Here is a 21,932-nt window from a genome sequence, read left to right as displayed (position 1 = left end):
CTACTCGTTCTGAGCAAGCCACCTGCACTTTTTTTTATAGTAATTCAAACACTCCCGCTGCTCCCATTCCGCCGCCGATACACATTGTTACGATACCGAATTGTTGGTTGCGGCGTTTCATTTCGTGAATAAGAGATAGTGTTAGTTTTGCTCCTGTACAGCCAAGTGGATGTCCAAGTGCGATTGCACCGCCGTTTACGTTTACTTTTTCTTCGTCTAAACCAAGTTCACGAATAACTTGGATCGATTGAGATGCGAATGCCTCATTTAGCTCGAATAAACCAATATCAGATAGCTCTAAACCAGCTAGTTTTAACGCTTTTGGAATTGCAGCGATTGGACCGATTCCCATTACTTCTGGTGGTACGCCAGCTACTGCAAATGAACGGAATTTCGCAAGTGGCTTCATGCCATCGCTCACTGCTTTTTCACGATCCATTAATAGTACAGATGCTGCACCGTCACTCATTTGTGAAGAGTTACCAGCCGTTACAGAACCGCGAACGTTAAATGCTGGACGTAATTTACCTAAAATGTCTAACGTCGTCTCTGCTCTTACACCTTCGTCTTGTGCGAAAATGATTGTTTCTTCTTGCAGTTTGTTGTTTGCTCCAACAGTACGTAACGTTACATCTACAGATACTGTTTCATCAGCAAAGTTCCCTGCAGCTAATGCTTTCGCAGCGCGTTGATGACTTCTCACTGCAAATGCATCTTGTTCTTCACGAGAAATTCCATATTTCACAGCAACTTGCTCTGCTGTGTGTCCCATACCCATATAATATTCTGGAGCCGCTTCTACTAAGCGACTATTCGGACGAACAACGTGTCCCATCATTGGAACTAAACTCATTGATTCCGCTCCGCCTGATAATACCGCTTCCGAGTGACCAAGCATAATGCGCTCTGCTCCGTAAGCGATACTTTGTAAACCTGAAGAACAGTAACGGTTAATTGTAATAGCTGGAACATCGTAAGAAAGTCCTGCTAATCCGCCGATATTACGAGCCATATTTAAACCTTGTTCTGCTTCTGGCATCGCACAACCGAAAATTAAATCATCGATTGGTCCTTCATAATTCGCACGCTTTAACGTTTCCTTTACTACTAACGCCCCTAGATCGTCAGGACGAACTGTTTTTAATGAACCCCTCTTTGCTTTTCCAATTGGTGTTCTTGCTCCCGCAACAATGACAGCTTCTCTCATGAACGATATCTCCCCTCGTTATTAGTTACGTAATGGCTTTCCTTTTACAAGCATGTGCTGCATTCTTGCTTGTGATTTCATCTCACTTACTAAGCTAATAAATGCTTCACGTTCTACATCTAATAAATATTGCTCATCCACTTCTGTTCCGTACGGCACTTTTCCGCCCGCAATGACATATGCAAGTTTCTTCGCAATGTGAAGATCATATTCTGAAATGTAACCAGATAAATGCATTGCTTCTGCACCAAGTGCAAGAGTTGCATATCCTGTTTCACCAACAACCGGTATCTTTTTACGGATCGGCGCTTTATAGCCAGCTTCATATAAAGCAAGTGCTTTTTGTTTCGCATCGTATAGTAAGTGATCACCATTTACACTAATACCGTCTTTATCACCTAAGAAGTTATGAGAAACTGCTTCTTGTCCTGAAGTTGAAACTTTCGCCATCGCTACTGTTTCAAACACTTTATTTGCAACTTTTTGTAGATCAAACTCTACGCCATTTGCCATTTTATTCAAATGTTTAATGTATAACTCTTTATTACCGCCTCCGCCAGGGATTAAGCCAACACCAACTTCTACTAAGCCCATATACGTTTCACTAGAGGCTTGAATGCTAGCTGCTGGTAAACATACTTCTGTACCTCCGCCAAGCGTCATACCATATGGCGCTGCTACAACCGGTTTAGAAGAGTACTTAATTTTCGTCATTGCATCTTGGAAGTTTTTCACAACCCACTCAATTTCAAAGTAGTTGTCGTCTTGTGCTTCCATTAAGATCATTGCAAGGTTTGCACCAACGCAGAAGTTCTTCGATTGGTTTCCGATAACAAGACCTTTATAATTCTTTTCTACTTCATCAACAGCGTAGTTAATCATTTGCGTAATATCCATACCGATTGCATTGCTCTTCGAATGGAATTCTAAGCAAAGGATGCCATCGCCTAAATCAATTAAGCTCGCTCCGCTATTTTTCTTTAATACACCGTTTTTCTCTTTTAATTGCTTAAGAGAAATTACTTTTTTGTTACGCTCAATTAGCTTATATTCACCATTATCGTAATAGTAGCTATCGCCATTATCATGCTTATAGAAAGTAGCAAAACCTTTCTCTACCATTTCTTTCACCCAAGTAGGAACGACTACGCCGTTTTCTTCCATCTTTTGAACGGACTTTTCAACGCCGATTGCATCCCAAATTTCAAATGGTCCTTGCTCCCATCCGAAGCCCCATTTCATCGCTTGGTCAATTGCAACGATATCATCAGCAATTTCTTTATGAAGCTTTGCAGAGTATAAAAGAGTTGGTGTGATGATGTTCCATAACAACTCTCCTGCGCGATCCTTTGCGTATACAAGCGCTTTCAATTTATTCGCTAATCCTTTTTCTTGCTTACTTAACTCTACGGATGCAGCTTTTAATTTTTTGCGCGCTTCGTATTCCATCGTTTCAGGATTTAATTCTAAAATTTCTTTTCCTTGTTTTAAGAAGAAACCTTGACCTGTTTTACTTCCAAGCCATTTTTTCTCAAGCATGTCATGCATGAAAGCTGGTACTTTAAATACATCACGCTCTTCTTCTTGTACGTTTTCATATACGTTATTTGCAACGTGTACGAATGTATCTAAACCGACAACATCTAATGTACGGAACGTTGCGCTCTTCGGACGACCGATAAGAGGACCTGTTACAGAATCAACTTCCCCAATGCTATAGCCGCGTTTTATCATCTCTTGAAGAGTTACAAGTAAACCGTACGTACCGATGCGGTTTCCAATAAAGTTTGGTGTGTCTTTTGCGATAACAACGCCTTTCCCAAGAACGTCTTCGCCAAATAGTTTCATGAAGCTTAATACTTGTGGATCTGTTTCTTTCGTCGGTATTACCTCTAGAAGTTTTAAATATCGTGGTGGGTTAAAAAAGTGTGTGCCTAAGAAGTGTTTCTGGAAGTCGTCTGAACGACCTTCTGCCATTTTTTCAACGGAAATGCCTGACGTATTCGAGCTTACAATAGAACCCGGTTTACGAACAGCATCTACTTTTTCAAATAGTTTCTTTTTAATATCTAAGTTTTCAACTACTACTTCAATAATCCAATCTACATCAGCAAGACGCTCAAGATCATCTTCTAAGTTACCTGCTTCAATCAGTGTTAGATTTCCTTTCACTGTCAGAGGAGCTGGTTTTTGCTTTAATAGTTTTTGCAGTGCCGTATTACTAAAACGATTTCTCACACTTTTATGTTCTAATGTAAGTCCCTTCGCTTCCTCTTCTTTTGTCAGCGCAGGTGGTACAATATCAAGCAATAATGTCGGAATACCAATATTAGCTAAGTGTGCCGCAATTCCTGAACCCATTACGCCTGAACCTAGAACAGCAGCCTTTTTAATTTGGAACATCCAATTCTCCCCCTATTCTTGAATGAATGCTCATTCAATTTTTCGACATAAGTCGCAATCAATGAGTGAGCCTCTACTAATAAATATATGATAACGTTTGAATTTTCGCAATATATTTATTGATAAAATTTTCTGAAATAAATATATTTCTTTTATTTGCTCATGCTATATATGTATTTTCTTCACTCAAATACACTTTTCCTTTTTATAATCTGACGAAACTGGAGGAATAAATATGGCAAAACTTAAGAAGAACCCTTCAAAGGCTGGAATTAGTGCAGCAAGTGTGACTGGAAATGCAGGTCCGCATAATCACGGTGTTGAAAAAGGGCGCCAAGGTAATAACCAACAATATAAGAAGCATAATATGGGCGAAAAATAACGCTATATTTTTGGGCAGAGAACGTGGCATAATGGGTAATGGCTGCTTTTTCTGCCCAATTTATTTGTAACAAAAGAGGGAATTATAATGAAGCGAACAATAGTTATGATTGTAATGATTGCTACACTATTTACAGGAATGATTTTCTTCTCTTATGCACACAGGCAACAAGCTGCAAGAGCGGATCAACCTAGTATTACTGGGCAATACGGGATTACAATCGATGCAGACACAGGTGAAATTTTGTATGGGAAACGTGAAGACGAACGCTCTTATCCGGCTAGTATAGCCAAAATGATGACAACTCTTCTCTTACTAGAGAATGTCAAAGAAGATGAAGAAATTACAATTACAGAAAACGCGATTAAAACAGAAAGTCAAAGTGCGAAAATTAAGCTTCGTGCTGGTGAAAAATTAAAGCGTGATGAGGCATTAAAACTTATGCTTATCATTAGTGCAGACCCAGTTGCCGAGTCAATTGCAGAACATATCGCAGGATCAAAAAATGAGTTTGTGAAAATGATGAATGCGAGAGCGAAGGAACTTGGTACAAAGCATGCAACTTTCAAAAATGCAAGCGGTGCTGATGCACTCGGAAATAAAGTATCACCATATGACATTGCTATTATTACGAAAGAAGCATTAAAGTACCCGATTGTTTTAGAATATATGAATTCAACGCGTACAACTCTACATACTTCAGAACGCTCTCCAAAAATCGCAAACTATGGACGAGAAGAACTATATGACGATCCATATGCGATTGGAAGTAAAAGCGGTCTATCAACACTCGGAAAATATACGGTCGTAACAGTCGATGAAAAAGACGGTAAACGCGTCATTAACGTCGTATTATCTTCTACTCGTACGCAGTTATATCCTGATACGAAGAAAATGGCACATTATGCGTTTCAACAATTAAAATAACCAAGGAGTATAGTCTCCTTGGTTATTTTTTAATCATACCTTTTAATACGAACGCAACGTTTGCTGGACGCTCTGCTAGACGACGCATGAAGTATCCATACCAGTCGTTTCCGTACGGTACGTAAACACGCATTTTATATCCTTCTTTTACTAGCTCAAGTTGACGCTCTGTACGAATACCAAATAACATTTGGAATTCAAATTGATCCCTTGGAATGTTGTGTTCTTCGGCAAGTTTTTTTGTATATTCAATAATCGCTTCGTCATGTGAAGCAATTGCAGTATAATTTCCATTTAATAAGTGCATTTTAATAATTTTTTTATAATTGTCATCTACATCTTTCTTTTCCGGGAAAGCCACTTCTTCAGGTTCTTTATAAGCCCCTTTTACAAGACGTAAATTAGGATTATAAGCGTTTAAGTCCTCAATATCTTTTTCTGTACGGTATAGGTAAGCTTGAATAACAGTACCAATATTATCGTATTCAGATTTTAATTGTTTAAAGATATCAATTGTTTTCCCGCAACGTGTATAGTCTTCCATATCAATTGTAACAAATACACCATTTTCTTTTGCAGCTTCTAAAATACGACGCATATTGTTCATTACGATTTCATCAGAGATATCTAATCCCATAGAAGTCATTTTTAAAGAAAGCTGTGAATCAAGACCTTCTCTTCCAATTGCGCGGATCGCTTCAATCGATTGGGAAGCCATTTCATTTGCTTCTGCTTCATTATCAACGAATTCACCTAAATAATCGATCGTTACACAAAGACCTTGCTTGTTTAATTGTTGAATGGCAGCTGTCGCTAATTCAATCGTCTCCCCTGCGACAAAGCGACCTGCACCAAAGCGTAAACCGTATTTTTTAGCCAGCTTTGTTAGCGCTTTATTTTTTGATAAGAAAAGAAACGAATTTCGCATTAATTGTTCCATGTAATTCACCCCTATGACTGTACTTTATCTGTTTTTTACCCCTCTTCAAAATTATATCACTGTTTAAAATTGTTGGATACTAATAATTATTTAGATAATTTATAAAATACTATAAAAACATTTAAAACCCTATATTTCCGCTTGCAAATATGAAGAAAATATTTTTCGACATTTAGAAAAATCGAGTTTACTAGGTAAAAAATAAGCATGTCGAAAATATTCGACATGCTTATAAAACCCTTTATATTCCATGTAAATTATATAAGAATATTAATGAAGAAAACTTGAGGTAACATTCACCTCAAGCTTCCTTACTTTTCATTTCGCTTCTCTTCATTCAGCTTTTTAATATCCGTAATTAACTGTACCATCTCTTCTTTTGCATCGGGATACGTCTCATTCCAATGCTTCACTAAAGCTGGCATCGTCTTCGCTATGTAAGAATACAGTGCCCATTTTTGCACCTGCTCTTTTCTCTCTTCATTGCTTTCTCCCAGCAGTAACTCCGTATATTTCTCTAGCAACCCGTCAAATTGCTCATTAAATTTTTCACTCATCTCATTTCCTCCTATATGAAAAAAGCAGCGAAGATCGCTGCTTTTTCTTATAATTTTGATCGAACGGAGTTTAATTTCTTCTCCATTGTGCTTACTTTATCACGACGATCATCGATACGAATTGTTGTCGCAACGCGCTGTGCACCTTTCGTATATGGAACTTCATGCATTTGTTGAATGACTTCTAAAATGACAGGAAGATCTCCTTCAATAACTGTATTCATCGGTGTTAATTGATACTTCACGCGATCTGCATTTTTCTCTAACACCTTTTGTACTTCTGCTACATATTCACTAACACTTGGATTACCTGTTCCCACTGGAATAATCGATACATCAACAATTGCCATAGTAGTCTTCCTCCTATAATTGCTTCTTATATATATCCATTATCTATTTTACCAAAATCTTTATCATTTTAATAATATGTTATTCCTCTACTTTAAACTGCTCGACTAAACTTTCCACCGTATTTTGAGAATACTGGTCTAAAGAACGTATTTCCTTCTCTTTCTGTAATTGATACATGGCAGTACTTAATATGACGAACAGCATAGAAATAAGTACCGAAAATACTACTGCAATTTTCAAACGTAAACTTCTCAACATCTTCCCCCAAGCATCCCCTTCTCGTTGCATTATAAATATATTAATCATTATATTAAGTACAATAAATAAAATTAAAAAATTGAAAGTAATTCGCATCTCCATCTGACCAGAAAACCCACTACCACTTGTGTAAAAACAAATAGTTCATTATCCTTAAACTATATAATCTCATTCGTTCGGAGGGAACTATGTTACAAAAATTCGGTTTCTCACAATATGAAAGCCAAGCTTATGAAGTTGTCGTATCAAGCAATGAACCGTTAGATGCTACGACAATTGTAAAGCACTCTGGTGTTCCAAAAGCAAAAATATATGAAGTGCTAGCACGCCTAATCGATAAAGGAATGGTAATGGATTCTGTTTCAGAAAAGAAAAAGTTGTATACAGCATTACCACTCAAGCTAGCAATTGAAAAATTAACGACAGAATTCCAATCCAATATTAAAGAACTGGAAACAAATATATCGAAAAAATCATTTACTGATGATCGTGTGTGGAGTTTAAAAATGCAATCTTCTATTAAAGTACAAAGTAAAGAACTTATAGAAAGTGCTACAAAATCCATCCGAATTTCAGCTTGGAATGACACTCTTTTAGAATATCTTCCTTTACTAGAACAAAAAGCAAAACAAGATGTCCTAACCGAGTCCCTCATAGTTGGAAAAGTAGAAACAGAGTTAGAAAACATGCATTTTCTAATCCCAACTGAAGAACCTAACGCATTAGAGCGTTATTTACTACTTATCGTTGACGACCGCGAAATTTTATTTGCTGGTGTAGAGCAAGAATCATGGCAAGCGATGAAAACAATGTCACAGCCTTTCGTGAAGTTCTTTACAGAATTCTTCTATCACGACGTTGCACTTGCAAAGATTACCCAGAAACACCATGATCTCTTTATGGAAGATGAGGAAATTAAGAGTTTGTTGATGAAGTTGAGGTACTAATTGACTACAAAAGAAAGGAGTCTAGTTATTCACTTAGGCTCCTTTTCCTTTTGTTCCTTTATCTCCCTCAATAGCTCAATAATCTTCTCATTTTGCTCTACTTGTTTCTCTGAATTTTGATAGATGAAACGAACCCATCTAAAGAGAAAAATTACAAGAAAGAACGGTATGATCGTAAATAGAAAACCAATAATCGAAAAACTTGAATACATGTACTATCACCTCGCTATATACACCCTTCTCCGTTCATCCATTAAAACCTGCAATTTTTCACACAATAAAAAAGAACCTATCAAACGATAGATTCTTCTTTCCCAAACTGATTCGAGCGTCCTCTCGTAATTGAGAAAATCGCACAAAGTAGTGCTAATATAATAAAACCGCCGCCTACCCAAGCGTTATATATAACAGATGATTTCTCAATAACAACTCCGCCTACTGTTGAACCGAGCGCAATTCCTAAGTGAAGCGCAGAGTTATTTAAACTTTGCTGAATACCAGCTGATTCCGGTGCAATTTCAATTAAATAGTTTTGCTGTGCTGGTGAAATAGCCCAGCTCAGCATACTCCAAAGTCCCATCATAATAATGAAGAGCGGGAATGAGAATGTCATCATTGGCAAAATAAAGATTGCACAAGCAAATACGATAATGATGGAGATAATACTTTTCTTCGATCCCCATTTATCAGCAAGCCAGCCTCCGAAGCCGCCTCCAATTACTGCTGCGATTCCGAAAATAAAGTAAAACACACTAATCCAATTCGCTTCAACATGCATGACATCTTTTAAAAACGGTGTTAAATATGCATATAGTGTTAAATGACCTGTTAAAAATAAGAATGATGTTAACTGTGCACTTACAATTTTCTTATCTTTTAACGTAGCGATTTGTTCTCTTATTGATAATACCGATGTTGCTGGTACTTTCGTTAAGAATAATGAAATACAAGCAATTGCCATAACTGTTAATACCGAAATTAATACAAATGGTGCACGCCATCCGTATGCATTTCCGAGTACAAGGCCAAGTGGCACTCCAAGTACGAGCGATCCACTAATCCCCATAAAAATGATTCCGATTGCACGCGCACGAAAATGCGGTTCTACTACACTAGATGCAAGTGTTACAGATAGTGCAATAATAAGCGATCCACTCGCCGCACAAATAACCCTTGAGAACATTAACATTCCGTAATTCAAACTAAATGCTGAAATGATATTTCCGATTAAGAAAATTGATAATGCCCCAATATATAATGTTTTTCTTTCCACTTTCCCTGTTAATGCTAATAAAACTGGACCTGACAAAGCAAATACTACCGAAAATATTGTTATAAGCTGACCAGCTGCACTAATTGATACAGCTAAATCATTGGCAACTAAATCAAGCGTTCCTCCTATAATTAGCTCAACCGTTCCGACTACGAAAGCCGCAATAGCTAAAATGTACACACGAAAATTCAAGTCTTTCCCCACACTTTCTATTTTGGTTACTNNAGTAACCAAAATAGAAAGTGGAAGCAAGTACATTTTTTTTACAGCAAAAAAGGTAGGCGTATTATACGCCTACCTTTCCATCATTCAGTTTCTTTCTTCTTATTTAAATACCAATATACCGGAAGCCCAGTAAATACAATTCCAATTGATAAGAAACAACTTACAGGATCATTAATAATTGCACTACCAATTACAAAGAACGAACCTAAAATTGCAACAATAGGTACGATTGGAAATAACGGTACACTATATGCACGCTCTTTATCCTTGTTACGTTTTCTTAAAATGAAGACACCGATAAATGTCATCACATAGAAAATATAAATAATGAATACGGAAATCTCAGATAGCTTATTCGGATCACTAATAAGCATTAAAATAATTCCTAAGATGATTTCAACAGTAATCGCATTTGCTGGTGTTTTAAATCTCGAATTCTCTTTTGCAATAAACTTAGAAAATGGAAGTTGTCCGCGTTCTGCCATCGACATTGGAATACGTGGGAACGTTAAAATCTTTCCATTTAAACAACCGAAAATAGAAACAATAATACCGATACTAATAATTTTCCCGCCATATTCCCCAAGTAGCATGCCCGCAGCTGTCGCTGTTGCATTTTCTCCAAGGTCTACAATTTTCGCTGCTGGTAATACATTTAATAACGCTAAGTTAATTAACACGTAAGCAGCTGTTACAATTAAAATCCCAACAGTCATTGCTTTTGGTAATAACTTTGTCGGATTTTTCATCTCTCCGCCAATAGAAGCAAGTAAAATCCATCCATCATACGCAAATAACGTTGCTAAAATTGCCATCCCGATACTTTGATTTTCTGATATCGGCACAACTACGTTAAAGATATCACTATTCCCTTTCCAAAAACCTAACACAACAATTAATACAATCGGAATCATCTTCCCGATTGTTGTAACCGTTTGGACGATACCTCCATATTTTGTTCCCATACTATTTACAACGCCAAGGAACACAACTGTCCCAATTGCGATTGGTAAATTCCATACTTTATCTAAATAGAAAAAATTGATCATTAAAGAACTAAAATACAAACCTAATGTTCCTATAATAGCTGGTCCATAAACAATCGTTTGCATCCAGCCTGATAAATATCCCCAAAAACTTCCGTAAATCTCCTCTAAATACGTATACAACCCACCATTTTTCGGGATTTGCGCTCCAATTTCAGCTACTGTTAAACCACTTGCTAGCGTCAACAGACCACCAATTACCCAAGCAAGAATAGCCATATTAGAACTCCCCGAGTAATCTAATACGCTCCCTGGTTTCATAAATACACCAGATCCAATAATAGTTCCTACTACGATAGAAAGTGCAACTGTTAAACCAATTTTGTTCTTCTCATCATGATGCATGCTGCGTATCCTCCTTCCAATTCTAGTGTGATGCAAAAATGAAATAAAAAAACACTCCTCCCTAAAAAAGGGACGAGTGTTGTATTCGTGGTTCCACCCTTGTTTCAATTCGCAAAGTGACACACTTCACCAATTTCTCAAGTCTAAATAACGGTTTTTGCCGGCAAGCAATTACTAGATGTTCGTTCACTGCTGCAGTTCAGAGGTGGTAATCCATTTTTCCGTATTAGGAAGCTCACAGCCAAAGGCTTCCCTCTCTGAGAATCGTAAAAAATTGATCATGTCCTCATCATCACTTCTTGATGTCGAATTTTGTAGTTATTGTTCATTATATTGAATTGTTAGAAAAAATCAATATATTTTTTTATATAACATAAGAAATTTTCCTCTTCTTATATTATAACAGAATATACTTGATTTCTCTAATTACCTCGTATATTTGAAGCAGTGTAGTGGTAAAAAATTATATCAGTGATTTACCAACAAAAAATGACAATAAGTAAGAGGAGGCTTTCCAAAGAAAGCCCCCTCACATATGTACCTTTCGGTTGCCCTTACGAAAGATACGTAACTCAATTATTTATCTTCTTTTTTCATGAAAAATTTATGATGAGGAAAATCCACATTTAATTCCTCTAATTTTTTCTTTTCATTGTCTAAAATCGCTTTCGCTTTTGTTTTTGTTGCCTCATCTAATCCCGCCAAGATATCTTCATGCTTCTCTTTTTCTGGAAGTTTTACACCTAGTTTTGTTAATTCTTCTTTTACTTGCTCACGTGTTAACTTCCCGGATTTCTCTTGCTCTAAAATTGACTTCGCTTTTTCTTTCGCCTGATCATCTAATCCTGCAAGAATGTCTTTATGCTTACCCTTCTCTGGCCATTTCACGCCTAACTTTGTTAATTCTTCTTGCGCTTGCTCACGTGTTAGTTTNNATCCTGCAAACTTGTCACCGCGCTTACCCTTTTCCGGCAATTTCACGCCTAATTCTTCTAACTGTTTCTTTGTATCATCCATAATCGTTTTTACTTTTTGTTTTGTAGCGTCATCTAAATCCTTCTTCGCCGTTTTTGTAGTTTGCTCAGCTGCTTGCGTATTCGTTGCCGCAAATGCTGGTATGCAGGCTCCTCCTATAATTCCAAATGATAAAGCACCTGCAATCGCTAAATACCCAACTGTTTTCTTCTTCATAGGAAATTTCCTCCTTCATATTTCTAAAGCATGTACACTTTCGTATACAATGCCTATAGTAATGTTGGTTTCTTAAAATTCCCTTAACGACTTAACAAAAAAACACCGCTCATCACGAGCGGTGTTTTTCTAAGCTTTTTGTAATTGTAATTCTTCACGTTCCATTATTTTTCTTAATACAATTGTTTGCGTCATTGTAAATAAGTTACCTGTTATCCAGTACAGTACAAGACCTGATGGTGCCGCAAATCCCATAAATAGAATCATGGCCGGCATCATAATTTGCTGTACTTTCATCATTTGCCCTTGCTCACCAGACGCCATATTCGATTGAAATACCTTCATTTGAATAAATGTCGTTAACGCTGCAATAATCGGTAATATATGATATGGATCTGCATGTCCTAAGTTCACCCATAAAAATGAAGATGTGCGAATCTCTTCCGTTCGGCTAATCGCATAATACAAAGCAGAAAAAATCGGCATTTGTATAAAGATTGGCCAGCAACCAGCAAGTGGATTCCAACCGCCTGATTTCATTAGTTCTGACATTTCTTTTTGATACTGCTTTTGTTTTTCAAGATCTTTGCTTACATCACCGTATTTTTTCTTTAACTTCTGCAATTCAGGTTGCATTTTTTTCATTTTCGCTTGGCTACGATATTGTGAAACAGCTAATGGAATCATTGCTGAACGAATAACGAGCGTCATGATAATGATAGCAATCCCAAAGCTAGCTCCAGGTATATGATGAGCAACAAATTGAATCATATACGAGATTGGATATACGAAATAATGGTTCCAAATTCCCGTACTATGTGAATCTATTGTGCCTGCAGTACTACAACCAGATAAAACGAAAACAAGTACTAATGATAAACTAATGAGCTTAGCTCGGTATGATTTTAACATGTTTATTCCTCCAATGTTTCGTAATTATTTAGCGAAACATTGGTGTATACGGACCTACCTCGTCACTCTCTCCGCTCGATTCTTGTCTACGGACAGAACGAACCATTCCATATTTATAAAAAATAGAAAATAGCGTTACATTTCCTGCGCTATCTTCACATGTATCAACTAACGCAAATGCTCTTTGTCTACCGCTCGATGCTTGCTGACGCACAAAGCGAGAAACATTTGTGAGAAAGAAGACTTCTAATAAACAAAGCGCTGTCGTTACAAACGATATATATAGAATTGCATCCTGCAATAAAAATTCCATTGCTTCACATCCTTAATAAAGTCATTTTAGCACATTCAACAAACATTCTCTATTTCCTTTTATCGTCAAAAAAGTATTTTGCATATTTTCTCAAAAAAACTATGCTAGAAAATTAATGTATTCGCTTTCTCTAGTATATTCACACACATCAATGAATAGGTTTGATTTATTAGAAATTTTAAAAATTTTTGCATTATAATAAAACTATTGCCAGTTTTTGAAAAAAGCTTTATTCTCTTCTTGTAATCAAAAATGGATATGGAGATGAAACATACTATGGGTCAACTAGGAGACGCCGATTACGTTCCCGACACCGCCTTTTTATCCTTCCCAGCAGCTAAAACATTTCATCTAGAATTTATCATACAGCTAATTGTTATTTTTATAGCTTCTATTTTGTATGCAATTTCTATGAATATGTTTTTTATCCCGCACAATATGATTAGCGGTGGATTCGCTGGTGTAGGGATGATTATCGGTTATTTAATGCACTACAATATCGGAGCACTTATCTTTTTACTTAACATTCCTCTTCTTATTTTAAGTCACTTTTATTTAGGTAAGAAGACAACCTTTTTAACAGCATACTTCGTCGCTGTATCATCTTTAGCGATGAATATTATCCCGGTACACCAAGTTTCAGATGATATTTTACTTTCTTCTGTATTCGGTGGTGTAATCTGCGGCGCAGCATCAGGAATCATATTCCGATTTGCTTCTTCAACAGGTGGTTTTGATGTCGTTGGACTAATTGTAGCGAAACATCGAGATATTTCAATTGGAGCAATCATCTTTGGGTTCAACTTAATCTTACTTGTTGTAGCAGGATTTATTTTCGGTTGGGATATTACGCTTTATACGTTAATTAGTCGGTTTGTAGTTAGCAAAGTAATTGATGCCGTGCATACAAAACATATTAAATTAACGATAATGACAGTTACAGAAAAAGGCGAGGAAATAAAAAGCGCACTACTACATCACGGCATACGTGGGGTGACAACGGTAGATGCGGTCGGCGGCTATACAAACCATAAGAAAAAAATGATTTACACTGTCGTAACTCGTTATGAGTTGGGCGAAATGAAACGTATTATCCGTCAAGTGGATAATAAAGCATTTATGAACATTACTGAAACAGTTGAAATTGTCGGCCGTTTCAAACGCATATAAAAAAAGCGCAAGGGACTACCATTCCTTGCGCTTTTTATTTTTTACACTTATTACAAAATCAGATAATTCTATTATTATGCGTTCATTTATGTTATAATACAAAAAAGAACGTATAGACTTTGGGAGTTTCTCTTTAGAAACGAGAAGTCAGGTATACACAAATCAACTTAGTCACTCTTCAATAACCTTTTAACAATTCACTTCAATTGACTATACCTACCTTGTTAACTTCCAAATCATCTTATTACATAGGGAGATGAACATATGAATCAATATATAAGATATACAATAGCTGTCATGTTTGCCATTATCGGCGGTGCGATTTGCTTCTGGACAAACACTCAGCTTGGAGAGAGTATCATTTTTAATGGAATCGAAACACTTGTAAGCGCTTCAATTTTAGGCGGATACATTTTCTTCCTCTTCAATCCAGAAGAAAATGCTCAAAAAACAATGTTATTAACAATGATCGGAATCGTTGGTGGATGTATTTCCTATTCAATGACAAACTATACATTACCACTTCAATTAAGCTCAGCTTTCTTCCACGGTCTATGGACTTGGTTCATCGCATTCTGCCTAGCAGACGTATTCAACCTATTACAAGACACTGAAGAAGAAAACGGTCGTCAAATTGAAAGTAACTCGTAAGCTGGAAGGGATTCTTCCAGCTTTTTTGTTTGCTTTTCTCCTGTGCATACCCCGTCACTACAATAAAAAGAAGTTACCCCACAGCAACTTCTTTCCCACATACCCCACTTAGTATTCACTAAAATATATCAACGATTTTTCAAATATATCGATCGTTTCTCCAATTATATCGGCGTTTCGACACAGGATATCGCTTTACCGATAACCTTCGATACTCAAAAAGCACAACATACCTTATCCCCCAAGCAACTTACTGCCGAACTCTACGATTAAAAAGATAATTAATAGGATCGCGAGTATTTTTAATGCTACGTATGCTAATTTAAAAACAGCATAAATGAGCAAGGCTATCAAAATAATCGTTAAAATTTCCATATTTAATTCCTCCAAGCTTTGCTCTTCTTATCTCATTTTACTCGCCTCAGACTTTTTATGGAACGGCATAAGAAGACATAGAAAAAAGAGGATATCTTACCCATCGTAAGATATCCCCTCCTTTAGCAATTCAAACCATTCTCTCTCTAATTGTAAATATCCCAGCTCATTCTTCTCAGCGCTCTTCAATTCTTTATCAGCTTTCTTCATATAAGTACGTGAAGCTTCTAAATCACCCTCTAAATATGTCACAATTCCTTGTGTGCGGTAATAACCATGTAAATCTAATTTTGTAATTGCCTTCGCATGTCCCTTCGCTTCCTGCAATGAAAGACTTTCCTTCTGATAAAGAACTTTATATAAAAGGTACCAACTATGAAAACTACCAACGAAATATTTATTTTCCTTCGTTACAGGTAATTGAACAATTTGTTCTATATACGGTATCGCCCTTTCCATTCCCTCTTGATCTGCTCGCGCAAGGAAGACAAGCATAAGTCCGCTCATGGCCTCTCTTATACTTTTATTTTCTTTTAGTTTGTCTTCGCTAAGTTCTACTAATCTCTCATCCCAATCTTTCGGCCTTTTGTAACTAAATAACTCACTCGATACTTGAATCGTATATAAATGCTCTCTAGCCTTTTCATCATCTTTAATTAAAATAAAAAATTGCATACCATCGCTCAGAAACGTTCCTTTTATCGGCACCATTGTAACTGCAAAAATCACAAAGTGTAAAACAGAAAAATATAAAAGATATTGATAATAACTCACCATGTATATGTAACCTGAAGTAATACCGAATAGTAAACTCGTAATCGGTCCACCCAAAGTCACCCACGCCCATTTTTTTGACAGATTCGGTGTCTCTATAGAAGGCGGTACTAACATCGCTACGCCTCCAAAGTACGCCCATAATTTATTTTCTCGAATGCGCACTTTCCCCTTCTCTTTTTGAACAGTGATAGGCCCCACTGTCATAAATTTAAATTTCAAACCGCCTATTAAACCAAATACTACATGTCCTAGCTCATGAATGGCTAACACTAACAATGAAATTCCAACTACTGCCCATATATCCAATATTATTTCTAATTTCCCGGTTCGGATTACTCCATATAAAATGGACAGAACTAGCGCCGCCGTCATTGAGCCAGCTGGCCTTTTTAAAATATCCACCTTTCTCTCTCCTTAATAAATCATTTTTCTATGCATTTCATACATATATGTTCCAATATGTAAAACTCAAACAAATGAAATCATAATAATCATAAAGAAGTCCGTTCCATCTAATAGTGCATACAAAATCGCTACAAACCATGCACAAACAAGCGTTATATCCCGCTTCATGCACGATTTACCTTTGCCCTTCACTTTACTCTTCTCCCTCCACTAACATAAATATTTCCTCCACCGGTACATTGAAAATATGTGCGATCTTTAACGACAATACAATAGACGGTGCATAATCCCCACGCTCAATTAAACTAATGGTTTGCCGTGATGATCCAATCGCTTTCCCTAAATCCCCCTGTGACAAACGATGCTTTGCTCGCAATTCCCTCACTCGATTTTGAAGCTTCATGTCTTACCTCTTTTTCGTTCATTTAGTTAAAATTGTAAATAATATCCTTATTTTCGTCAATTATAATTGTCATTACGACTATAATAATTGACAAAAATAAGGATTCATTCTGATGGAAATAACCTATATAATGAATGTGAAATATTAAATAAACGAGGTGACATATTAGAATTTACCATTGAATCACGAACTGAAAATCTAGATGGCTACATGGGAGACGTAAAAATGGCTAGTGAGTTTCAAGAGGAAGAAATTTTTTTAGCTTCAAACGGTCCTAATACATACCAATTCGCAGCGATTAAGACGGGAACTTATTACATTACAGTTAATGGAAATCAATTAAAAGGAAAGTTGAAAATAGATTGGAACATAAAATAAAAAAGGCAGTGCTTTTGCACTGCCTTCCTAAATTCTGACATAGAATGGATTCCATATTAACTTGCGTTTTGTAAGAAGACTCGTTTTATTTGTTTACGGAAACGAATACTTAACGTAATTACTACAATGACAATAACTCCAAAGATGATTTTACCGGTATGATCTTCTAGCACTCCAAAAATATCATGTAAGTTTCCACCTAACCAGTAACCACCGATTAAGAAGAATGATACCCAAAATAGAGCACCTGAATAAATTGTAATCGCAAAACGACGGAATGGTAAGTTAATAATTCCTGCAAAATATCCTGTAAAATGGCGTACACCAGGAATAAAGAAACCAATAAAGATCAGGAAGTACCCATACTTATCAAACCACATTCTTGTTAAGTCGATTTTCTTTTGTGTCAAAAATACATATTTCCCGTACTTTTGAACGAAAGGCATACCTAATTTATTACCTAAAAAGTATTGAATCGTCATTCCTACACTTGTCCCAATAAAAGATAGGATAATTAAAATCGATAAGCTTAAATCACCCTTCTGTGCTAAAAATCCCGCATATGCTAATGTTGGCTCTCCCGGAAACGGAAGTGCAATATATTCTAACAGCAAACCGACAAGTACAACATAGTACCCATACTGCTGAAATAATTCATGAACCCATTCCATGTCATCTCTCCTTTCAATCACGTACAGCTTCTTACTATTATTGTATAAAAAAAATGTCGAAATAACTATCACAATAGCTTACATTTTTATTACATTTTTGTAAGGATCAAACTGAATTCTCCCATTCTTCATTGAATGAAATAAATTCTTTTTGTAGGCTGAAAGAACAAACGACAGAACTAATAACATGCAATTTTCATCCAATTTTTAACACCAAAAAAAACTCTATTTTGTTCTTTATAAAAAACCATCACAAACTCATACTAACTTCATATTAGCTTCATATACGTATTGTAAGATTATATCGGAATTTGTTGAAAAATTTAACCAATATATTACTACACAATAAATTGAATAAATATAAGTCGATTTTCGAAATTGAAAAAAGGGTGAGTAAGAATGGAAGCTTATAAAATGCACGATTTTATTAATACAAAGGTTGAATCTCATCAAAATGAAACCGCTTTTAATTTACGTATCTGTGAAACAAATGAATTTGACGTAAGTTTAACAAAATCTACAACACTATCTTTTATCGTTTCTCAAAAGAATATTAAAATTATCATAAAAAAATGGATCAATTCTAATCATGAAAGCATGATTGGAAAAAGCTACATTATTCCAACGAAAGCTTTTCACTATTTCTTACCGATTATTTCTGAAACTGAAGATGAACTAAATATTCAAGTTCAAAGTTTTGGACTACATGGCGAACTTTTATTAAACGAAAGATTACTTATTGATAAAAACAACAAATGTAATACAAAGATTACTACCTTCTTTGAAACATTAGATGAAAATATAAATCAAGCATTACGAAGATTATAAATTCATTGTATGTAAGACTATTACAATGAGTAAAAGGAGAATATAATGAAAAAACTATTATTAAGTGCTCTATTATCATTAGGATTTTTAACTATTCCATTCGCAAATGCGGAGGCAGCTACAACGAAAGAACAACTTATCGTAAACACGCAGTTAAATAAAATGGATTATTATCAAGATGGAAAATTCATAAAGAGTTTCACTGTCGCTACTGGAAAAGCAGCCACGCCTACACCTAAAGGTACTTTTCAAGTAGTAAATAAAATTAAAAATCGTCCTTATTATACTGGAAAGATTAAAGGTGGCGATCCACGTAATCCACTTGGTGACCGTTGGCTCGGACTAAATATGGCAGGAACTTACGGAACAACTTACGCGATTCATGGAACTAACAACAATCAGGCCATTGGAAAAGCGACAACACTTGGTTGTATTCGTATGTATAACAATGATATACATTGGTTATTTGAGCGTATTCACGAACAAGCTACTGTCACTGTAAATTAACCTAAGAACAAGATTTATGTGTAGCCAAGAATTTTATGTCTTGGCTTATTTTATTTAATCATTTACAGTAGCAAAACAACTGTATTTACATATATAATGAAAATGTATTGTGTTAAACAACATTAAAACATTGATAAACATGGATATTAAAATTATACAGTTATAATGTTTTATAAATTTTACAATACATACTATAATAGAACTATTGCAATTCTGAACTATTCAGTTACACTAAACAATCCCCCTTGCTACTTTCGTTACTATTTTATGGCGGGGGCTTATTATACGTATAAACAATCTGAGTTACCCAAAAAATGATGAATTCGAATATTGCAGTAAAAAGCGTTATGTAGGAGGTGTTACTATGACGCATATACTAGTAATTGAAGACAACCCAGATATACAAGAACTTATTCGTGAATTTCTAATGGCACAAAACTTTACCGTCGATGTAGTTGGTGCTGGAACAGAAGGCATTCTTCTTTTCCAAAAAAATTCATACGATCTTGTCCTCCTTGATGTGATGTTACCAGATATAGATGGCTATAGTATTTGTAAAATTATGCGAGGACAATCTGATGTACCCATCATTATGTTAACAGGCTTACATAATGAAGAAAGTGAAATTAAAGGATTTGAACTAGGTATTGATGACTATATTACAAAACCGTTCCATTACACAGTATTTATTAAGCGTGTAGAAGCTGTATTAAGAAGAACAGCAACAAAGGAAGCAGAAACTGCAACTATACTACAATTCCATGAATTGATGTTAAATTCTACAGCATATGCAGCTTATGTTCATGGTAATCAAATTGAATTGACAACAAAAGAATTTGAAATTATATATACTTTACTGCAGAATCGGGGAAAAGTATTATCAAGAAGTGATTTGTTGAATAAGGTATGGGGCTATGAACATTATGGTGATGTAAGAGTTATAGATACACATATTAAGAACTTACGAAAAAAATTAGGAATTCCTTATATTAAAACGGTGAAAGGCATTGGCTACAAAATCGAAGCGTAGTAAAGACAACATCACCAAAAATATTTTCATCAAAACCTTATTATTTTGTATTCTTTTATCACTTTGTCTTTATCAAATTGTTTATTTTCTAGCCTCAAACTACGATAAAGAACATTTTGCGAAAGCAAATGGAACGCAAACTGCTGAACATGCAGATCCAGACAAAAAAAACGAACAAAGTAAAACGAATCAAAATAAAGCTGTTTCAGAGGGTAGCATCTCTAACTTTCAATCTTCTCAAATAGACTTGAAAGCACTCTCTACAGCCATCAATCACCTTTTGCAGCCTAGCCAAACTGCAAAAGCAAAAGAACATACACAAAATATTTCGGAGGAAAGTAACACAACAACTCCACTTACAGAAACCGAAAAACAAGTTACTAACAAAGATGCCTTACATACACAAAATGCAGCAAGTAAAACAAATGATACACATGATAATCCAAGTTTAGCAGATGCATTGCAACAGTTAGCTCCATATATTGGTGCGTCAATGCTTGCATTATCTCTGCTCGGATCTTTAATTTATGCAAAACTAATTGCCAAACCTTTTCAATATATGAGCGATGCTTTAAAAGATATTATGAATCTTGATTTCTCAGATAAAAAAGTACTAAACAAAAATACAGATCCAACAGATTTCAATTTACAAATAGCTGCTTCACAAGTCCCACATATTATGAAGAATTTACATGAAACAAATCAAGATTTAAGAAATGAACTCCAGAAGGAACAACAGTTAGAACAATCTCGTAAAGAATTTATGTCTATGGTATCCCATGAATTAAAAACACCAATCGCAGCCGTTATGGGACAACTCGATGGCATGATTCACGGAATTGGTGCTTATAAAGATAGAGATAAATATTTAAAACGTTCCTATGAGATGATGCAAGATGTTAACCTATTAACGGAAAAGGTGTCAGAATTATCCAAAATACAAAACCCTCAATTTAAACCTAATTTAGAAGTTATTTCATTAACTAATATTATTGAGGATGTTATGAAGAAAGTAGATTACTTTGTATCTGTAAAACAATTAACTGTTCAATCTAACATTAAACAAGATGTACAAATTTTAGCTGATCCTAAATTTATCCAAACTGCTATTTTTAACATTATTTCAAATGCAATTCATTATACAATTGACCACCAGCATGTATATATAAAGCTTTATGAAAAGCCAAACGGTTACGCATTAGAAGTATTAAATACAGGTTCACAAATAGATGAGGATAAACTTGCTCATTTATTTGAACCATTCTATCGCGCTAACCCTTGCAAGCATGGCTTAGTACAAGGTAGTGGGCTTGGGTTATATATTGTAAAACAAATACTAGATAAACATCAGTTTCCTTATGGGATACAAAACACATCTCAAGGTGTAAAATGCTCTATTGTATTCCCAAAAGCAATGTAAAACCTACTTTAATTTCATAACCCAAACTCATACTTCGTAT

25 protein-coding genes, 2 pseudogenes and 1 other annotated feature are annotated in these 21,932 nt (G+C 35.5%); of the genes and pseudogenes, 10 read left to right on the top strand and 17 right to left on the bottom strand.

All coding sequences use genetic code 11. The features are described 5' to 3' along the window. Positions 1-34: 34 nt before the first annotated feature. Both COI75_RS09720 and COI75_RS09715 read right to left on the bottom strand, forming a co-directional pair. A complete protein-coding gene (locus tag COI75_RS09720) occupies positions 35-1,207 on the bottom strand; it encodes an acetyl-CoA C-acetyltransferase (protein WP_001206334.1) in 1,173 nt (390 codons plus the stop codon). Between the two features lie 21 nt (positions 1,208-1,228). Beyond that, the gene (locus tag COI75_RS09715; RefSeq protein ID WP_000486355.1) at positions 1,229-3,610 is read right to left on the bottom strand and encodes a 3-hydroxyacyl-CoA dehydrogenase/enoyl-CoA hydratase family protein; all 2,382 of its coding nucleotides are present in this window, start codon (positions 3,608-3,610) and stop codon (positions 1,229-1,231) included. A 235-nt stretch (positions 3,611-3,845) separates the two neighbouring features. Here COI75_RS09715 and COI75_RS09705 point away from each other — a divergent pair, with 235 nt between their 5' ends. Both COI75_RS09705 and COI75_RS09700 read left to right on the top strand, forming a co-directional pair. Next, a complete protein-coding gene (locus COI75_RS09705) occupies positions 3,846-3,992 on the top strand; it encodes a YuzL family protein (protein ID WP_001096344.1) in 147 nt (48 codons plus the stop codon). Between the two features lie 87 nt (positions 3,993-4,079). Next, complete coding sequence (locus COI75_RS09700; protein ID WP_000831448.1) at positions 4,080-4,919, top strand: D-alanyl-D-alanine carboxypeptidase family protein; 840 nt, start codon at positions 4,080-4,082, stop codon at positions 4,917-4,919. Between the two features lie 22 nt (positions 4,920-4,941). Here the strand turns inward: COI75_RS09700 and COI75_RS09695 are convergent, their stop codons facing one another. The 4 genes from COI75_RS09695 to COI75_RS26505 all read right to left on the bottom strand — a co-directional run bounded on the left by COI75_RS09695 (position 4,942) and on the right by COI75_RS26505 (position 7,022). Further along, entirely contained in the window at positions 4,942-5,859 is a 918-nt protein-coding gene (locus COI75_RS09695; RefSeq protein ID WP_000436786.1) for a proline dehydrogenase family protein, read from the bottom strand. A gap of 311 nt (positions 5,860-6,170) precedes the next feature. Continuing rightward, a complete protein-coding gene (locus tag COI75_RS09690; RefSeq protein ID WP_001290591.1) occupies positions 6,171-6,416 on the bottom strand; it encodes a YusU family protein in 246 nt (81 codons plus the stop codon). A gap of 47 nt (positions 6,417-6,463) precedes the next feature. Further along, positions 6,464-6,766 carry an MTH1187 family thiamine-binding protein gene (locus COI75_RS09685; protein WP_001018862.1) on the bottom strand — a complete coding sequence of 101 codons (303 nt, stop codon included), beginning with the start codon at positions 6,764-6,766 and terminating at the stop codon, positions 6,464-6,466. 79 nt (positions 6,767-6,845) lie between these two features. Further along, positions 6,846-7,022 carry a hypothetical protein gene (locus COI75_RS26505; protein ID WP_176535577.1) on the bottom strand — a complete coding sequence of 59 codons (177 nt, stop codon included), beginning with the start codon at positions 7,020-7,022 and terminating at the stop codon, positions 6,846-6,848. Positions 7,023-7,213: 191 nt separating this feature from the next. Here COI75_RS26505 and COI75_RS09675 point away from each other — a divergent pair, with 191 nt between their 5' ends. Beyond that, entirely contained in the window at positions 7,214-7,972 is a 759-nt protein-coding gene (locus COI75_RS09675) for a TrmB family transcriptional regulator (protein ID WP_000939475.1), read from the top strand. Positions 7,973-8,001: 29 nt separating this feature from the next. Here COI75_RS09675 and COI75_RS09670 read toward each other — a convergent pair whose 3' ends face one another. The 6 genes from COI75_RS09670 to COI75_RS09645 form a co-directional block, all read right to left on the bottom strand. Then, positions 8,002-8,184: a hypothetical protein gene (locus COI75_RS09670; protein WP_000287385.1), complete on the bottom strand. Its 183-nt coding sequence runs from the start codon at positions 8,182-8,184 to the stop codon at positions 8,002-8,004. An 80-nt stretch (positions 8,185-8,264) separates the two neighbouring features. Next, entirely contained in the window at positions 8,265-9,449 is a 1,185-nt protein-coding gene (locus COI75_RS09665; RefSeq protein WP_141535096.1) for an MFS transporter, read from the bottom strand. A gap of 101 nt (positions 9,450-9,550) precedes the next feature. Further along, positions 9,551-10,861 (bottom strand): APC family permease, encoded by a 1,311-nt coding sequence (locus tag COI75_RS09660; RefSeq protein ID WP_000546331.1) that lies wholly within the window; start codon positions 10,859-10,861, stop codon positions 9,551-9,553. Positions 10,862-10,926: 65 nt separating this feature from the next. Then, positions 10,927-11,163: a binding site (T-box leader), on the bottom strand. Between the two features lie 274 nt (positions 11,164-11,437). Next, positions 11,438-12,052 (bottom strand): hypothetical protein, encoded by a 615-nt coding sequence (locus tag COI75_RS09655; protein WP_098448336.1) that lies wholly within the window; start codon positions 12,050-12,052, stop codon positions 11,438-11,440. 129 nt (positions 12,053-12,181) lie between these two features. After that, on the bottom strand, positions 12,182-12,964 hold the full coding sequence (locus COI75_RS09650; protein ID WP_000920521.1) for a membrane protein insertase YidC: 783 nt from the start codon (positions 12,962-12,964) through the stop codon (positions 12,182-12,184). 28 nt (positions 12,965-12,992) lie between these two features. Beyond that, positions 12,993-13,277: a hypothetical protein gene (locus COI75_RS09645; RefSeq protein ID WP_000394937.1), complete on the bottom strand. Its 285-nt coding sequence runs from the start codon at positions 13,275-13,277 to the stop codon at positions 12,993-12,995. A gap of 276 nt (positions 13,278-13,553) precedes the next feature. On the opposite strand from COI75_RS09645, the gene COI75_RS09640 reads away from it, so the two are divergent. Beyond that, a complete protein-coding gene (locus COI75_RS09640; RefSeq protein WP_000530029.1) occupies positions 13,554-14,447 on the top strand; it encodes a YitT family protein in 894 nt (297 codons plus the stop codon). Positions 14,448-14,711: 264 nt separating this feature from the next. Next, a complete protein-coding gene (locus COI75_RS09635) occupies positions 14,712-15,098 on the top strand; it encodes a DUF3938 domain-containing protein (protein ID WP_001077781.1) in 387 nt (128 codons plus the stop codon). A gap of 234 nt (positions 15,099-15,332) precedes the next feature. Here the strand turns inward: COI75_RS09635 and COI75_RS09625 are convergent, their stop codons facing one another. From COI75_RS09625 to COI75_RS09610, 4 genes and pseudogenes are all read right to left on the bottom strand, one after another. Further along, on the bottom strand, positions 15,333-15,473 hold the full coding sequence (locus tag COI75_RS09625) for a DUF3985 family protein (RefSeq protein ID WP_000404780.1): 141 nt from the start codon (positions 15,471-15,473) through the stop codon (positions 15,333-15,335). A gap of 96 nt (positions 15,474-15,569) precedes the next feature. After that, complete coding sequence (locus tag COI75_RS09620) at positions 15,570-16,622, bottom strand: site-2 protease family protein (RefSeq protein WP_141535099.1); 1,053 nt, start codon at positions 16,620-16,622, stop codon at positions 15,570-15,572. Between the two features lie 96 nt (positions 16,623-16,718). Further along, a pseudogene (locus tag COI75_RS09615) lies at positions 16,719-16,808 on the bottom strand (DUF3169 family protein); the annotation flags it as partial. Positions 16,809-16,848: 40 nt separating this feature from the next. Continuing rightward, a complete protein-coding gene (locus COI75_RS09610) occupies positions 16,849-17,058 on the bottom strand; it encodes a helix-turn-helix transcriptional regulator (RefSeq protein WP_000776154.1) in 210 nt (69 codons plus the stop codon). Positions 17,059-17,208: 150 nt separating this feature from the next. On the opposite strand from COI75_RS09610, the pseudogene COI75_RS09605 reads away from it, so the two are divergent. Next, positions 17,209-17,436, top strand: a pseudogene (locus tag COI75_RS09605) (hypothetical protein); the annotation flags it as partial. 56 nt (positions 17,437-17,492) lie between these two features. Here COI75_RS09605 and COI75_RS09600 read toward each other — a convergent pair. Continuing rightward, the gene (locus tag COI75_RS09600; protein ID WP_000455367.1) at positions 17,493-18,107 is read right to left on the bottom strand and encodes a DedA family protein; all 615 of its coding nucleotides are present in this window, start codon (positions 18,105-18,107) and stop codon (positions 17,493-17,495) included. 399 nt (positions 18,108-18,506) lie between these two features. Between COI75_RS09600 and COI75_RS09595 the strand changes: the two genes are divergently transcribed. The 4 genes from COI75_RS09595 (at position 18,507) to COI75_RS09580 (ending at position 21,892) form a co-directional block, all read left to right on the top strand. Continuing rightward, positions 18,507-18,935 carry a DUF3978 family protein gene (locus COI75_RS09595; protein ID WP_000388747.1) on the top strand — a complete coding sequence of 143 codons (429 nt, stop codon included), beginning with the start codon at positions 18,507-18,509 and terminating at the stop codon, positions 18,933-18,935. Positions 18,936-18,980: 45 nt separating this feature from the next. Next, positions 18,981-19,442, top strand: a complete 462-nt coding sequence (locus COI75_RS09590; RefSeq protein ID WP_000735047.1) for a L,D-transpeptidase — start codon at positions 18,981-18,983, stop codon at positions 19,440-19,442. 364 nt (positions 19,443-19,806) lie between these two features. Continuing rightward, positions 19,807-20,472, top strand: coding sequence for a response regulator transcription factor (locus COI75_RS09585; RefSeq protein ID WP_000148839.1), 666 nt, complete (start codon positions 19,807-19,809; stop codon positions 20,470-20,472). Continuing rightward, a complete protein-coding gene (locus tag COI75_RS09580; protein ID WP_000201928.1) occupies positions 20,450-21,892 on the top strand; it encodes a sensor histidine kinase in 1,443 nt (480 codons plus the stop codon). Before COI75_RS09585 ends, COI75_RS09580 begins: the two co-directional genes overlap by 23 nt. The last annotated feature ends 40 nt before the right edge of the window (positions 21,893-21,932 follow it).

It is taken from the genome of Bacillus cereus (assembly GCF_002564555.1).
Classification (GTDB): domain Bacteria; phylum Bacillota; class Bacilli; order Bacillales; family Bacillaceae_G; genus Bacillus_A; species Bacillus_A cereus_K.
The sequence above is the reverse complement of the archived record's forward strand: the minus strand, read 5'-3'. Positions and strand labels throughout refer to the sequence as shown.

Bases quoted from the DNA above. Each gene is read 5' to 3' on its own strand.
- COI75_RS09720 (WP_001206334.1), bottom strand. From the start codon at position 1,207: ATGAGAGAAGCTGTCATTGTTGCGGGAGCAAGAACACCAATTGGAAAA.
- COI75_RS09715 (WP_000486355.1), bottom strand. From the start codon at position 3,610: ATGTTCCAAATTAAAAAGGCTGCTGTTCTAGGTTCAGGCGTAATGGGT.
- COI75_RS09705 (WP_001096344.1), top strand. From the start codon at position 3,846: ATGGCAAAACTTAAGAAGAACCCTTCAAAGGCTGGAATTAGTGCAGCA.
- COI75_RS09700 (WP_000831448.1), top strand. From the start codon at position 4,080: ATGAAGCGAACAATAGTTATGATTGTAATGATTGCTACACTATTTACA.
- COI75_RS09695 (WP_000436786.1), bottom strand. From the start codon at position 5,859: ATGGAACAATTAATGCGAAATTCGTTTCTTTTCTTATCAAAAAATAAA.
- COI75_RS09690 (WP_001290591.1), bottom strand. From the start codon at position 6,416: ATGAGTGAAAAATTTAATGAGCAATTTGACGGGTTGCTAGAGAAATAT.
- COI75_RS09685 (WP_001018862.1), bottom strand. From the start codon at position 6,766: ATGGCAATTGTTGATGTATCGATTATTCCAGTGGGAACAGGTAATCCA.
- COI75_RS09675 (WP_000939475.1), top strand. From the start codon at position 7,214: ATGTTACAAAAATTCGGTTTCTCACAATATGAAAGCCAAGCTTATGAA.
- COI75_RS09670 (WP_000287385.1), bottom strand. From the start codon at position 8,184: ATGTATTCAAGTTTTTCGATTATTGGTTTTCTATTTACGATCATACCG.
- COI75_RS09660 (WP_000546331.1), bottom strand. From the start codon at position 10,861: ATGCATCATGATGAGAAGAACAAAATTGGTTTAACAGTTGCACTTTCT.
- COI75_RS09650 (WP_000920521.1), bottom strand. From the start codon at position 12,964: ATGTTAAAATCATACCGAGCTAAGCTCATTAGTTTATCATTAGTACTT.
- COI75_RS09645 (WP_000394937.1), bottom strand. From the start codon at position 13,277: ATGGAATTTTTATTGCAGGATGCAATTCTATATATATCGTTTGTAACG.
- COI75_RS09640 (WP_000530029.1), top strand. From the start codon at position 13,554: ATGGGTCAACTAGGAGACGCCGATTACGTTCCCGACACCGCCTTTTTA.
- COI75_RS09635 (WP_001077781.1), top strand. From the start codon at position 14,712: ATGAATCAATATATAAGATATACAATAGCTGTCATGTTTGCCATTATC.
- COI75_RS09625 (WP_000404780.1), bottom strand. From the start codon at position 15,473: ATGGAAATTTTAACGATTATTTTGATAGCCTTGCTCATTTATGCTGTT.
- COI75_RS09620 (WP_141535099.1), bottom strand. From the start codon at position 16,622: ATGACGGCGGCGCTAGTTCTGTCCATTTTATATGGAGTAATCCGAACC.
- COI75_RS09610 (WP_000776154.1), bottom strand. From the start codon at position 17,058: ATGAAGCTTCAAAATCGAGTGAGGGAATTGCGAGCAAAGCATCGTTTG.
- COI75_RS09600 (WP_000455367.1), bottom strand. From the start codon at position 18,107: ATGGAATGGGTTCATGAATTATTTCAGCAGTATGGGTACTATGTTGTA.
- COI75_RS09595 (WP_000388747.1), top strand. From the start codon at position 18,507: ATGGAAGCTTATAAAATGCACGATTTTATTAATACAAAGGTTGAATCT.
- COI75_RS09590 (WP_000735047.1), top strand. From the start codon at position 18,981: ATGAAAAAACTATTATTAAGTGCTCTATTATCATTAGGATTTTTAACT.
- COI75_RS09585 (WP_000148839.1), top strand. From the start codon at position 19,807: ATGACGCATATACTAGTAATTGAAGACAACCCAGATATACAAGAACTT.